This window comes from Desulfosporosinus nitroreducens (assembly GCF_023897015.1).
GTDB classification, from domain to species: domain Bacteria; phylum Bacillota; class Desulfitobacteriia; order Desulfitobacteriales; family Desulfitobacteriaceae; genus Desulfosporosinus; species Desulfosporosinus nitroreducens.
In genome coordinates this window covers 22,094-35,952 of sequence record NZ_JAMHFY010000011.1, presented here as the reverse complement: position 1 = coordinate 35,952, position 13,859 = coordinate 22,094, and the positions used below count along the sequence as shown (strand labels likewise).

General features: G+C 41.6%; 14 protein-coding genes and 1 riboswitch. Of the genes, 2 read left to right on the top strand and 12 right to left on the bottom strand.

What is annotated here, in order from left to right; all coding sequences use genetic code 11:
• Positions 1 to 22 precede the first annotated feature (22 nt).
• The 7 genes from modD to modA (M8E35_RS13265) all read right to left on the bottom strand — a co-directional run bounded on the left by modD (position 23) and on the right by modA (M8E35_RS13265) (position 5,992).
• Entirely contained in the window at positions 23 to 868 is an 846-nt protein-coding gene (modD, locus tag M8E35_RS13295) for a ModD protein (protein WP_252469630.1), read from the bottom strand.
• 27 nt (positions 869 to 895) lie between these two features.
• Positions 896 to 1,747 carry a molybdate ABC transporter substrate-binding protein gene (gene modA / locus M8E35_RS13290; RefSeq protein ID WP_252469629.1) on the bottom strand — a complete coding sequence of 284 codons (852 nt, stop codon included), beginning with the start codon at positions 1,745 to 1,747 and terminating at the stop codon, positions 896 to 898.
• A gap of 42 nt (positions 1,748 to 1,789) precedes the next feature.
• A complete protein-coding gene (locus tag M8E35_RS13285) occupies positions 1,790 to 2,851 on the bottom strand; it encodes a sulfate/molybdate ABC transporter ATP-binding protein (protein WP_252469628.1) in 1,062 nt (353 codons plus the stop codon).
• 1 nt (position 2,852) lies between these two features.
• Positions 2,853 to 3,539, bottom strand: coding sequence for a molybdate ABC transporter permease subunit (modB, locus tag M8E35_RS13280; RefSeq protein WP_252469627.1), 687 nt, complete (start codon positions 3,537 to 3,539; stop codon positions 2,853 to 2,855).
• 97 nt (positions 3,540 to 3,636) lie between these two features.
• Positions 3,637 to 3,770: riboswitch (molybdenum cofactor riboswitch) on the bottom strand.
• Positions 3,771 to 3,803: 33 nt separating this feature from the next.
• A complete protein-coding gene (locus M8E35_RS13275) occupies positions 3,804 to 4,469 on the bottom strand; it encodes an ATP-binding cassette domain-containing protein (protein WP_252469625.1) in 666 nt (221 codons plus the stop codon).
• A complete protein-coding gene (gene modB / locus M8E35_RS13270) occupies positions 4,469 to 5,155 on the bottom strand; it encodes a molybdate ABC transporter permease subunit (protein ID WP_252469623.1) in 687 nt (228 codons plus the stop codon). Before modB (M8E35_RS13270) ends, M8E35_RS13275 begins: the two co-directional genes overlap by 1 nt.
• 24 nt (positions 5,156 to 5,179) lie before the next feature.
• Positions 5,180 to 5,992 (bottom strand): molybdate ABC transporter substrate-binding protein, encoded by an 813-nt coding sequence (gene modA / locus M8E35_RS13265; RefSeq protein WP_252469621.1) that lies wholly within the window; start codon positions 5,990 to 5,992, stop codon positions 5,180 to 5,182.
• Positions 5,993 to 6,218: 226 nt separating this feature from the next.
• Between modA (M8E35_RS13265) and M8E35_RS13260 the strand changes: the two genes are divergently transcribed.
• Positions 6,219 to 7,166 carry a substrate-binding domain-containing protein gene (locus M8E35_RS13260; RefSeq protein ID WP_252469619.1) on the top strand — a complete coding sequence of 316 codons (948 nt, stop codon included), beginning with the start codon at positions 6,219 to 6,221 and terminating at the stop codon, positions 7,164 to 7,166.
• A 36-nt stretch (positions 7,167 to 7,202) separates the two neighbouring features.
• Here the strand turns inward: M8E35_RS13260 and M8E35_RS13255 are convergent, their stop codons facing one another.
• A complete protein-coding gene (locus M8E35_RS13255) occupies positions 7,203 to 7,646 on the bottom strand; it encodes a multiheme c-type cytochrome (protein ID WP_252469617.1) in 444 nt (147 codons plus the stop codon).
• A 253-nt stretch (positions 7,647 to 7,899) separates the two neighbouring features.
• Positions 7,900 to 9,897, bottom strand: a complete 1,998-nt coding sequence (locus tag M8E35_RS13250; RefSeq protein WP_252469615.1) for a methyl-accepting chemotaxis protein — start codon at positions 9,895 to 9,897, stop codon at positions 7,900 to 7,902.
• A 444-nt stretch (positions 9,898 to 10,341) separates the two neighbouring features.
• Between M8E35_RS13250 and M8E35_RS13245 the strand changes: the two genes are divergently transcribed.
• Positions 10,342 to 11,154, top strand: coding sequence for a DUF2935 domain-containing protein (locus tag M8E35_RS13245; RefSeq protein ID WP_252469614.1), 813 nt, complete (start codon positions 10,342 to 10,344; stop codon positions 11,152 to 11,154).
• Here the strand turns inward: M8E35_RS13245 and M8E35_RS13240 are convergent.
• The 3 genes from M8E35_RS13240 to M8E35_RS13230 form a co-directional block, all read right to left on the bottom strand.
• On the bottom strand, positions 11,149 to 12,675 hold the full coding sequence (locus M8E35_RS13240) for an FAD-dependent oxidoreductase (RefSeq protein ID WP_252469613.1): 1,527 nt from the start codon (positions 12,673 to 12,675) through the stop codon (positions 11,149 to 11,151). The genes M8E35_RS13245 and M8E35_RS13240 overlap by 6 nt on opposite strands.
• Before the next feature lie 85 nt (positions 12,676 to 12,760).
• Positions 12,761 to 12,994, bottom strand: a complete 234-nt coding sequence (locus M8E35_RS13235; RefSeq protein WP_252469612.1) for an ATP-binding protein — start codon at positions 12,992 to 12,994, stop codon at positions 12,761 to 12,763.
• A gap of 5 nt (positions 12,995 to 12,999) precedes the next feature.
• Positions 13,000 to 13,707, bottom strand: a complete 708-nt coding sequence (locus M8E35_RS13230; RefSeq protein ID WP_252469611.1) for a 4Fe-4S double cluster binding domain-containing protein — start codon at positions 13,705 to 13,707, stop codon at positions 13,000 to 13,002.
• Positions 13,708 to 13,859 lie beyond the last annotated feature (152 nt).

Sequence of the window (13,859 nt, the reverse complement as noted above, 5' to 3'; positions counted from 1 at the left end):
ATCATGGTTCACGTTCCAAGGCTTAATATTTTTCCATCGTCACGCCAATGTCGGAAGGTTTTCCAAAATACATCGAAGTGGTCACAATTGCATCGATGCCTGTCCGAGCGTATTCTTCGATATTGTCTCCATTGATTCCACCCGCTCCAAGAAGGGTAATATTCGGGTTAAGTCGTCTTATTTGATCAACCATGATTCTTAAATCATTGGCAGGAATCTTATCAAATTGTAATCCGTCTACACCTGATTCGATTAAAAGCCGTGCATCTTCAAGCGTTTCCACCTCTACGATAACCTTCTTTTCACAAGCATTTCCTTTGATTTCTTTCATTACCAGGGCCAGCTTATGGATATCGCCAAGGAAATTAACATGTTGTTTGAAGATTAAGATAGTTTCAGATAAGCCTAATCGGTGAGGAAAAGCCCCTCCCGCAATAATAGACTTAATGGCAAGCTCCTTGGTTCCCGGAAAGGATTTCCTTGTAGCAACAACAGTAATCTGTGGATTAAGAAATTTAGCCTTATCCACCATCCTTTTTGTTCTTGTTGCAATACCTGAGCTGTATTCAATTATATTCATCGCCATTTTCCAAGCCATATGAAGACTTGATGCTAACCCTTCCGCTTCAATAAATATATCTCCTTTGTTAACAACCGAACCCGACGGCAACGATCGAATCGGCGTAATTCCAAACTTTGCAAAGATCCTTAAAACTTCCTCTACCCCTGATAAAACCGTATATTCTCTCGCAGCAAAACTTATCTTCCCTTTGAATCCACCTATGCCAAGGGTCAGGGTTGTTAAATCAATATACGGAACATCCTCTTTAATCCATCGATCAATTGTTTCATCACTGATATAAAACATAGTCTCAACCTCCATCTTTTTCATTAACTATTTTACCTTGATAAATCCATTCTTTCCGAATACTTTCATAGCCTCATCACTCTGTAAATACTCCAAGAACTTCGAAGCTTCATCACTATTTTTGGAGGCTGCTACTACTGCCGCTGGCAATACAACCGGTTTATGAGAATCAGCTGGTGCCGCAGCTACGATTTTAACTTTATTCGAAGTAATCGCAATAGTATCCCAAACAAAACCTGCTTCGGTATTGTCGGTCTCCACATAAGTCATCACTTGCATTAGATCCTTACCCATTACCATCTTGGGTTGTAAAGCATCCCATAATTTAAGGGTCTCTAGGGTTTCTTTCGTAGTCTTAGCTGCCGGAACTGATTCGGCTTCACCAATTCCAATTTTCTTAACCTCCGGCTTGGTTAGATCTTCAAAGCTATTGATAGAAGTGTTGCTTTTATTAACGATTAAGACAAGTTCATCACCCAGCAAATTTACCCTAGAGTCCTTCTTAATAAGCCCCTTTTGCTCTAGCGCATCCATTTGCGGCTTACCTTGAGAAATAAAAATATCAGTGGCAGCACCTTGCTCGATTTGATTTTGGAGCGAACCTGACGGCCCATAGTTAAATACCAAGTTCACTTGAGCATTCTTTGCTGTATACAGTCCTTTAATTTCTTCAAAGGAGCCTTTTAAACTAGGAGCAGTGGAAATCAAAAGTTCAATAGGTTTATTATAGGCAACTCCGTTGTCTTCCGGTTTTGAGGCTTGATTGACAACGCTGGAACATCCTGAGATAAACAGAACAAGAAACAAGATCGAACACGCAACAAATCTCAAGGCAACTTTAGCTTTACTTAACTTCCAGATTTTATAAAGTGGTTTCATGGATTTCCCCTCTTCCTCATTAGATTTAGCAGTGATTTAAAATTAGACAATTATTAGATCATCAGGATTAAATCGGAGGTTCCAAGGCTGTGGTTTATCCTTCAATTCAAACCACATTTGTTTGGTGATCTCCCATTGTATGTGATAACCGTCCTTTCCTAAAGCCGGGACTTGTATGGATAGATAGGTTGTTATCCTTGATGGAGTCTGACTTGTGAAATTAAGCCAACACCTAAACACATTGTCTTGTTTTTCATCTAAGGCCAGTTCGATCGCATGGGCACGAATACCCACAAATTCGATGTGTTTAACAATTTCGTTCTTGGTTTTTAAAGTTATTCCCCAATCCAATGCCTCTACCTCAAACGGTGATATGTATTTTGCCAAAGAAAAGTTCTTGCACCCTGTTAATTGCGCTGATACAAGTGTAGGCGGAGACCTGAATACTTCCTCTGTCCCTCCTTTTGCTTCAATTTTCCCCATTGAAAGAACTACCAATTTATTGCAAACGCTATAGACCTCATCCATATTATGGGTTACGAACAGGGTTACTCCAAGATAATCTGCTAAAGTCTCAGTCAGCTGTTTGACCATATGGCTTCTTAGATAGTTGTCAAGTGCGGAAAATGGTTCATCCAAGAGTAACGCCTCTGGCTCAATAGCCAAAGCTCTGGCCAGAGCAACCCGTTGCTGTTGTCCCCCGGAAAGTTGGTTGGGATACCTTTTTTCCAAGCCTTCCAGCTTAATCATCTTCACCTTTTCCTTGATGATTGCCATTCTTTCCTCTCTCTTTTTATCTCCAATTCCGAAACCAATGTTCTCTTCGACAGTCATATTAGGAAAAAGGGCGTAGTTTTGAAATAAATAGCCCAGCTTCCTTTTGCGGCAGGGGAGATTAATGCCTTTCTGAGAGTCGAACAAAGTCCGGCCGTTGAGAACAATTCTGCCCCTATCCGGGGTATCAATTCCTGCGATACAGCGCAAGGTCATACTCTTTCCAGAACCTGAAGCTCCTAGAAGTCCAAGAATGTCCATGCCTGCCTCAAAATTAACATCAAGTTCAAACCCTGGAAGTTTTTTTTGGATATCAACCAATATTTCCATACTATTTTCTGCCAGCGGTAGCGATCATCTTGCGCTGGTAATCCGTCCAATAATTCATTAACGTCATAACGATCAAGGAAACAATAAAAATAAGTATCACCCATATCAAAGCCTTTCTCATTTCTCCGCTTTCGGCTGCAAAGAAAATAGCAGCAGGGATTGTCAGCGTTTTCCCAGGTATATTACCACCAATCATGAGCGTTGCGCCAAAATCGCCCAAGGCCCTGGCAAAAGCTAATACCGTACCTGCAGCTACTCCCGGCCAAGCAAGCGGAATCGTTATCCTCCAAAATATTTTCCACTCTGAGACACCCAGCGTACGAGCAGCATTAATAATATTTTGATCAATTTGTTCAAAAGCACTTCTGACCGTTCGATACATTAAGGGGAAAGCGACAACTGAAGCCGCTATCACGGTTGCTGGCCAAGAAAATATCACGGTCTTTCCAATAGACATTAAGAGTTTCCCAAGAGGTCCGTTCTTGCCAAAAAGTATAAGAAGCAAGAATCCTATAACTGTCGGTGGCAAAACCAGAGGCAAGGTAAGCACGCCGTCAATCAATCCCTTGAATTTTCCCCTATATCCCGAAACAAAGCATGCAGCTGCAATACCCAAGAAAAAGGTCACAATAGTTGCTATTATTGCTGCTCTTAGTGAAATCAATAACGGGGTATAGTCCATTCCCAATAAATCACGATAAACACAATAACCCCCTCTCTATCGTCATGTACAATGGCATAATAAATAGGACTCCCAAAAAGAGAGCCCTAAATAAACTGGCGTCCAGTCTAATACTTGCTACTCCTTTTCAAAATGGAAGGCCTACCCGTTTCCGGGAACACCCTGAGGACCTAAGGCCCTGTCCAGTGACCATGGATTTGCTCTTTAGGTCATTCTGGCTCGGAGATTAACTATTCAATTTTCCTTGGTTTTAAATGCAGAGGGTCTGCTTCATTGAGCTACATCGAACTTTCTAATCTCCTCTTGCTTACCATGATCCAGCTTAATAATCTGATTTCCCAGCATTTCTGCTTCCTGAAGATCATGCGTTACTAAGATGAAAGGAATCTGCCATTGGACTTGAAGCTTAAGCAACTCTTGTTGAAGTGTACTCCGTGTATCCTGATCAAGGGCGGAGAGCGGTTCATCGAGCAACAAAAGTTCGGGCTCGGTCATTAAGGCACGGGCGAGAGCGACTCTTTGTTTTTCTCCACCCGAAATCTGATTGGGATAGCGATTTCGCAGATGTTCAATCTTTAGCATTTCTAATACATTGGAAACGGTAAGCGCCTTGTTGGGGATACTCCCTTTCTGGGGCTTTCCATACATCACATTTTTCTCCACAGTCATGTGCGGAAAAAGAGCATAGTCTTGGAAAACGTAGCCTATGCGTCGCTTTCTAATTGGAATGTTTACACCCTGCTCAGAAGAGAAGACGATCTTGTCATTGATATTAATCTCCCCCGACGAAGGGGTCTGGAGGCCTGCTACACATTGCAAGATCGTCGTCTTACCTGCACCAGAGGGACCAACAAGGGCAAGAATTCCATTGCTCAAGGAGAAATTGATTTCAAGCTCGAAGGTTGGTAACTTTTTCTGAAAAAACGCCTTTAGCATTATGCCCCACCTCCTCGCGAGTCTCGTCGTGATCCTTTTCCCCATCGGTTCAGTCCATAAATAACCAGAAAACTAAAAATAGTCATGATGATAACCAATATGCTCGCTTGCCCTGTGTCGCCCGCTTCATTAGCAAAGTAGATGGCAATCGGCATTGTTTGCGTCTTGCCCGGAATATTTCCTGCAATCATCAAGGTAGCTCCAAATTCCCCCAGAGACCGAGCGAAGGCTAAGACTAAGCCTGCGACAATACCATTCAAAGCTAACGGAAGGGTTATGGTGAAGAACACCCTAAGTTCTCCAGCCCCTAATGTACGCGCTGCCTTCTCAAGATTTTGATCAACATTCTCAATGGCCACCTTTACAGATTGGTACATCAAAGGAAAGGCTACGACAGCGGCTGCGATTACTGCTCCCGCTAGGGTAAAGACGATTCGAGTATGAAACCATTGTTCGAACAACTTCCCTAAGGGACCGTTTTTCCCAAAAACATAAAGCAACATGAAGCCGATAACCGAGGGGGGAAGCACCAACGGCAACGTAATGATTGACTCTACAACATCTTTACCGAAGAACTCACGCTTGGCCATAAGGGCTGCTATTGGTATAGAAGAACAAGTGACAATAATAACAGCGGCAAAGGCAACTTTCAGAGACAAAACTATCGGAACATAACTAAATTCCATCGGACTCCCCCGGAAATTTATTTTTTATTTTGCTAATGTCTTAAAACCGTATTTTACAAATATTTGCTGGGCTTCAGAACTCTCTAAGTATTTTAGAAAATCCTCAGTAACTTGCTTGTTTTTAGTAGCCGAAATAACCGCTACAGGATAGACAATGGCTTTATGACTGCTCTCCGGGACCACTGATACAACCTTAACCTTTGCTGACCCTTGAGCATCGGATTTGTACACAAGCCCTGCCTCTACATTACCTGTTTCTACGTAATTCAGGACCTGGGTCACATCCTTAGCCAAAACAAACTTCGGCTTTAAGGCATCCCAAAGTTTGAGATTCGTCAATGATTCTTGTGCGTACTTTCCAGCGGGCACGGACTCAGGTGTACCAATGCTGATCTTATCAATATCTGGTTTAGTCAAATCTTCGAGGGACGTAACCTTGTTGTTATCCTTCCCCGTGACAAGCACTAATTCATTTCCTACTAAATCGACTTTACTCTCTTTAAGTAACAAATTCTTTTGTTCGAGGGCATCCATCTGGGTTTTTCCAGCAGAAATGAAAAGGTCAACCGGAGCACCTTGTTCGATTTGTTGTTGGAGTGTACCTGAAGCTCCAAAGACGAAGGTAAGCTTTACTCCGGTTGTTTTCTCAGCATACGCTTTCTGGATTTCCGTCAACGAATCTTTCATACTCGCTGCGGCAGATACCATGATTTCTGCAGGTTCAACTTTTGGGACGTTTGTTGCTGAGGGATTATTACTTCCTGTATTACAACCGACAGAAGATAGAATTAGCAGAAATCCAAAACTTAATACTAATAACCATGAGACTTTCTTCACTTATACTCCTCCTCAATCTTTCTTAGTGATCTCTAATCATGTTAGTTTATATTTGTTAGTGTTAGGAAAATAAGTATCTTTCATCGAACACGAGCAAACGTAAACTAACAACACTGAACTACACTGCCATTATACGATATGTTATAATACAATAGCAAGACATAAGTGAGAAATTACTAATTGCATTCATTATGGAAAATACTCATGAGAGACAGGTGCGTTAGATATGTCCACTGATATTTCGTATACGCCCGAAGAAGTTGCCAAAATCCTTAGGATTTCCAAGTTCACGGTTTATGAGCTGATCAAGCGGGGCGAGCTGGCAGCTTACCATATTGGCCGCAAGGTCCGCGTTGAAGGCGCTGATATCGAGAGCTATAAGCAAAAATCTAAAGGGATGAGTTCCCTTCCCTCCCTATTAGACCCCCCAGCATCGAGCGAACGTTTAAATCAAAGTATCTCTCGTGACGAAGACCTAGTCATCTGCGGTCAAGATATTGTCTTGGACATCTTAACCCGCTATTTAGAAAAACAGTTTCCCCAGATTCACTTCTTACGTCGCTATATCGGAAGCATTGACGGACTCATGGCCTTGTACCGTGGCCTTGCCAACGTTGTTACTGCCCACTTATGGGATAGCGATACCAACGAATATAATATTCCCTACGTTCGCAGATTGTTACCAGGTCACCAGACTTGCATCATAAACTTGGTTTATCGAATGGAAGGTTTTTATGTTGCCAAAGGAAACCCCAAGAATATTACCACTTGGAGTGACTTAACTAAACCCGATATTCGTTTTATAAACCGTGAAAGAGGGTCCGGTGCTAGAGTGTTGTTAGATGAACAACTGAGAATTTCAGGAATTAATCGCAAAGATATTCTTGGCTATACAGATGAAGAAATGACTCACCTGGCCATAGCCAGTAAAGTTGCACGTGGGGAAGCGGACGTTGGGTTAGGGATTGAAAAAGTGGCCATGCAATTCATTAATCTTGATTTCATCCCACTGCATAAAGAACGCTATGATTTAGTAATACGCCTAGAAGATCTGGAACGCCCTCATTTTCAAGCCTTAATTAGCATCTTAAAATCCCCCTCCTTTCGCAATGAAGTGATGGGAATTGGCGGGTATGATATATCCCTTATGGGAGAGATCATCGCAAAAACCTAGTTATTATCTCTCGATTGTCTACCATTAAGAACTGTTTTACGGTTCCAGCGACTCAAACTTAACATCAACGAGAAGTCCATTCTTATGTCCCGTATCTCTATGGCAATTGTTGCATCCTACTCCATTTTTAATAAGTTTGGCATGCCCTTTAGGCATAGTCGGAGCCTCTAACTCTGGTTTGAAATCACCAACATGACAATTAATACAATTAGAATCGTAGACGACAGACTTCATTGGGAAAGAGTAAGTTCCCTTAAAGTGGATCCCAATGTCTCTTATACCGCGAACCGTGAAGTCAAGTCTATGAAAAGGCCCTCTACCTTCATGACATGCCCGACAGTCTACAGTGCTATGAGGAGATTCATCCCAGGATACAACATACGGTTCTACTTCATGGCATTTCACACATGAGGACGGATTACAAAACCAAGCGTAGGAAAATCTATAAACAATATATATTACAAGAAAAACTAAACCCATTAAAATTATACTCTTTTTAAAAGACTGCATACTTTAAATCACCTTTTTTCTAAACACACCTTTAAATATAGGATTCTCAGTTCTCAATTTAATAATTCCTCATTATTGTATTCTTAGTAAAATAACTTTTGTAAAAATTAGAGCAGTACCAGTGTTGTTTAATTACAACTCTAGTACTGCTCCCTCTTATTTCCGAAAATCATAGGATTTATGGAACCGGAATAAAACCTTTATTCTTATATCCTAATTACTTCTAGACTCTGAATCTTGATACCATTTCAATAAGATTATCTGAGCTTGCCTTTGATAAATCAGCCTGTTTCATTACCTCATCTGACTTTTCGACTACTGTTATGCTTTTCTGCGCAATATTCGTTGTCCCTTCAGCCCCTTGATTTGCGGCTACAGCAATTTCTTCGATTACTTTCGCCATCTCCTGTATTGAAGCGGTAAGTTCCTCCGAGGTTGCACTGAAGTCAGTTACAAGATTATCAACAAACTCCGCATCCTTGTTATATTGCTCACTAATTTTAAGCATATTTTCATAGTCTCTAAGAACCTGCTTGTCTATGAACTCTAAAACACTCGAAGAGCTTTCTGACAGGTTTCCAACTGATGAAACGACTATCTTTGTCACGTTCTGTATCTCATTAACAGTATTCTTAGAGTTCTCTGCCAATTTCCTTATCTCATCTGCAACGACTGCAAAACCTTTACCTGCTTCCCCAGCCCTTGCAGCCTCAATGGCCGCATTTAAGGCAAGAAGATTGGTTTGGGATGTAATTTGCAATATCGCATCCGATAAGATATTGATCTGATCTACCGCTTTAGATTCTTCAATCGCTTTAATCATTTTTTCTTGCGTATTTAGATAGATTATCTGTGCATTGTTTTGGGAGGAGACTGCACCTTGGTTTAGTGTGCTTGCTCTTTTGCTTATTTCGCCCGCAGAGATAGCCCCCTGCTGGGCTTTAAGTGAGATTGAGCTCACTGCCCTCTCGATTTCAGTAACTGATGCACTCATTTCCTCACCTGATGCTGCAGTTTCCTCCATTCCAGCGGACAGTTCCTCTGTTGTTGCTGACACTTCATTGATCTGCGAGGTCAACTCAGTCATAGCTTGACCCGTCGCTATTACAGCGTTTTCAACATTTCGAGATTCGTTGATAACTCCTTTAACCACTTCTTTAACAGATTGTTGCATTGTCTCAATAGCTTTGCTGAGTACCCCTATCTCATCCTTTCTGTCCATAAGTTCCTTGGGAGCAGAGTGAGTGAAATCCCCTGTAGCTATGACCTTTATATGCTCAGTAGCCGACATAATAGGATTAGCAATTAACCTGGCTACAAAGTACCCCACTCCTAAGCTAATCAATAAAAATATCGTTGAGGCAATGAAAATCGACCTGCCCATAGTATGTATCCCGGACATAACTTCATCTTTAGGGGCCGCCACAGCTAATGACCAGCTTGTTCCTTCAACAGGTGCATATCCAAGATATTTTACTATCCCAGTATACTCATACTCACCAACGCCAGTTTTGCCCTCGGTCATTAGTTTTTCCAGCTTTACTAAAGACTCAAGTGAGGAATCCTGTTTAACATTTTCAAAGTCATTGTCCATGTTCATAACTAGTTCTACGTTACTATGAGCAATCTTAGTACCCTTTTCATTGATCATGAAAGCTTTTCCTGATTGGCCGAACGTAATATCATTAGTAATTTTGCTCAGATTAGCTCCATCCCTCAATGCAGCCAAAACACCGACTATAACACCTTCTTGCTTTATCGGCACTGCATAAACAATAATTATGGAGCCGTCATCTTTGCTGACTAATGGTTCTGATATAGCTCTGTTACCTGCTATTGCCTTCTGAAAATAGTCCCTGTCTTTGACATTAACCTCTTTCCCGGTTGTCAATTCTGCCGATCCATCCAGTCCAGCAATAAGCATAGATATGTGTCCGCTTCTTTTAGTCTCATCTTGAAGAATTTTGCTTTTGTCCTCCCAAGCATTGTTCAAATCCTTTATCCGATCTTGGTTGGCCACAGCTTCAAGTGTTCCTAACACAGCCTTCATTCTTTCGGATACAACCCTTGCCCCTTCACCTGCTAACTCAGGCAGGGTTTGTTCAATCTGAGCCGTCATCGCTTTAGCACCATCGATGTAGGATATCAGACCCAGGCCTCCACAAACGAAAAGTAAGAGACCCCCTATATATACAACCATCTTAATCTTTATACTTTTCATAGTACATTACTCCCATCAACTTCATTGGATTTTATAGTGATTTGTTCAAGACTTATTAGGTACAAGATTGTTATCACCTTCATTCATTTTGTCGTACTAACACCACATCAGTTGACTCTCGAACAAAACCCTTTCATAGAGAAATACTTAGTTCTTGTTGGGTATATTTTAGTTGTATTTTAGGCACTAACCGAGTGACTTAGGTCATTATATTGAATGCCAAAGGCATTACTACGTTGATCTTTATATTAAAGCCAAAGGGACAGACCCTTAATCCACTGTGAATTAAGGGTCTGTCTCTTTGGCTTTTCCTACTTCTTAAGTTAACGACAATTTAAAGGTGCAAAATCACACAGCCCTCTGGTTAGCCTTAATAGTAATAACCTCCTTCAAAGAGCAATATCCTAGTTAACAGGATTAGAAGTCTAAGAAGGAGGTTATTACATGACCGCTGAATTCAATACCTGTGCTTTATATGAGCACCGTTTCTGGTTGCAGATTCTTGGTGATCATTCTCGCTTTTTCTTCAAATCTCTAAGTCCCTCCGAAAAAGACGAAATAGGTCGCGCTCACTACTTCATTAAAGAGTTTGATAATTTACTTGCGCGAACTCGCCATGATTTAAGCAGGGAGGAGTTAAATAGCATCCATAAACTCATTTGGCAACGGGTTCAACAATTAAAGGAGTTCAAATTTCGCCTGATCCGTCGACATCTCGAAGGTCAAATTGGTTTAAATTTACCCCCTTCATTGGTAAGCCATATGGTTAACGAGTTAGAGGAGTATCAGTTGATCCTGGAATATTTGATAAAAGGGGAAGAAGTCCCTCTGCTTCATCCTACCCATTACCATCTGATTTGGTTACTTGATGCAGTGGGACATGCGGATTCAATCGCAATCTCACTGGACGCTGTAGAAAAGGCATTACGAGCGCAAGGTCAGCGTTTTAATAGGGACTTTGAACTTTCTTATCAAAAGGCTATTGAAATGGCTGGCTTCTCTAGGGCAGTTCAACATTTCCCTGAGTTAGCACAGTTTAATCACCAGGCATCCGGGCTAATTCTACAATTCAACCAATTTCTAATGCAACTGCAAGAAATGCTCCTCAACAAAACTGCCTTAGGAATTATTGATCCCTTAATACCCGATCATATGTTGCGGGAAGAGTGCTATTATTTGACAAAACTCTCCTCGGTTTCCGACGTCCAAAGCCCCTCCTGTGACCCAGGAAAACCAAGGATTATGGAGAAACTATAGCTTCTCAAGCTCTTTCATCGCCGGTCCTTCTACGATCTTCCCATCTACTGTAAAGCGTGACCCATGGCAGGGGCAATCCCAGGAGTTTTCTGCATCATTCCACTGCACTTCACACCCCATATGTGTACATGTAGTATCTACAATATGAAATTCATTATGATAATCCTTATAAACTCCCGCTCTATGCCCTTTGACATCTGTAACTTTGGCCTCACCACGTTCGACAGAGGGGGTATCCTCAATTGACTTAAGTTTTCCAGATATAAAATTAATCCCAACATCCGCATTCTGAACAATAAAATTAACGGCTGAAGAGGATGTAAAACGTGACGGGTGATAAACTTCTTGCCAAGGAGATTCCCCTTTGACGATTAAATCTCTCAAAATCATCCCTGAGACTGTGCTATTAGTCATCCCCCATTTTCTGAATCCACTTGCAATATATAGATTGGGCCGATCAGACGTCATCTGCCCTATATACGGAATATCGTCCATCGACGTACAATCTTGAGTTGACCAGCGATAAGAAAATTCCTCTACTGTAAAAAGCTCCTCAGCAAAATCTATTAAATTTTGATAGTGCTGAGTTAAATTCTGTCCATGACCAGTTTTATGCTTTTCTCCAACAATCAAGATCCTCTCTCCATCCTCTGTAGGCAAAGAACGAAGTGATCGGGTAGGAGTTTCAGCATTAATATACATTCCGCCAGGGAAAGATTCCTTGGCTTTAGCCACTACGGCATAAGCCCTTTCCGTATACAATCTAGTGAAATAGAGCCCGGGAAAGTTATGACAGGGATAATGTGATGCCATGATGACAAATCGGGCGGTAACCTTCTTGCCATTATGCGTAAATACAGAATAAGGACCTTCTCCTTGGAGATCTACAACTCTGGATTGCTCGAAAATCTTGTTGCCTTTTTCTTCAATCATCTTGGCAAGGGTTAGTAAATATTTACGGGGATGGAACTGGGCTTGATCATCAAACCTAAGAGCCCCTTTAATCGGAATCGGGATCGCTAGTTCCGTCTGATAAAATGCTTTGATCCCTAATTCTGCAGCCACAGCCTGTTCGTCTTGAAGTTTTTGAATATAGTCATCCGACTGGGTATATACATAGGCTGACTGCCAACTAAAGTCACACTCAATCTTTTTTTCTTCTATAAGATGAGCAACAAACTTGATCGCAGTCTCATTAGCTTCTGCATACTGTCTCGCTTTTTCCGGGCCCATTTGACGTTTTATCTGATCATAAATCAGCCCATGTTGGGATGTGAGTTTGGCCGTTGTATGAGCAGTCGTGCCCAGAAGGATACGGTCGGCTTCTAAAACGGCTACCTTCAAGCCCTCTTCACTAAGCAAATAAGCTGAAGAAATCCCAACCATTCCTCCACCAATTATAGCGACATCTACCTGCATGTCTTCATTCAGAGTTGGATAATCAGTCTTTGGTGTAGAAGCGATCCAAAAGGACTTGGGAGAAGTTTCGAAAGGAAATTTAGCAAAGCCATGTTGATTCATTTACTTATTCACCCTCTTGATATTATTTCCATATAATGTACCCGTCTTTGTTCTTTATATGAAAAAATTATGAGATTTCGGCAAATTAATCATCTATATAACCAATCTTGATTAGGGAAAACATCTGTTCAAAATTTAACAGATTAGCAAGTTTCCTGCTAATCGATAAACCTAAGCCAGTACCCCCGTATTTCCTGGCAGTTGTCCCATTTGCCTGTTGAAAGGCCTCAATTAAAAGTATATCTATGCTTTGAGTAATACAAAGAAGAGCAAGTAGCTTATCCCTTTTAAAGGGAGCTTCTTGCTCTGCCAGACTCATCCTTCTTATTTCCCCTTAGGCTTTCCCCAAGGACAGACCTTAATACAAACCCCGCATATGGGCTTTCCGATTTCAGGCCGCTTTGCAAAATCTTCATTAACCTTTTCCACACATCGTGAAAAGTGAAGAGCTTCCTCTCTCGTTTGAGGATGATCTTCCCATGAGCCCCCTTTTATAGCGGAAGCGGGACAGGCCTCTTGGCAATTTTTACATTTGCCGCATCGATTAGTTAGAATAGGATCTGGCTCAAATGGTGCATCGGTCAGTAACGTGGCTAACCGCACGCGTGGACCATATCCTGGAGTTACAAGCAAGAGGCTTTTCCCCTGCCATCCAAGGCCTGCAGCCTTAGCCATAGCTTTATGTGATATATGGCCCATCCAGTTAACCTTATCGACAACTTGTGAAGCAGGAATGGCAAGAGCGCGGAAGCCATTGCCGATAATCTCTCTTTGCAGACGCAGGCTAATATCATCTAATAATATATTCGCAGCCAAATAATGATGCAGGTACAAGGGGGTTGGTTCATTCACGATTTGTTCAAAAATATCCGGAGAAATGGCAACAGCAATCACGACAGCATGAGTGTAGGGCTCTAAAAGTCCCTGGGGTACGGTAGGAAGCCCTTCAACACGTGTCAAATCTGCTATCCCGACCAGGTCTGCCCCTAGCTCAATGGCCTTTCGTTTAATCATTAGAGCATTAATCGTCACAGTATCGCTCCCCTTCATTTTTTCCAAACCCTGATCGCACTACCATTTAACACCCATCTAGCATTCCACATACTTTCTAAATTTCCTGCAACACTATTCACCGCTGTATTAAAACTCTTACTTAAATGAAACGAAAAAATTGTATTATAGAA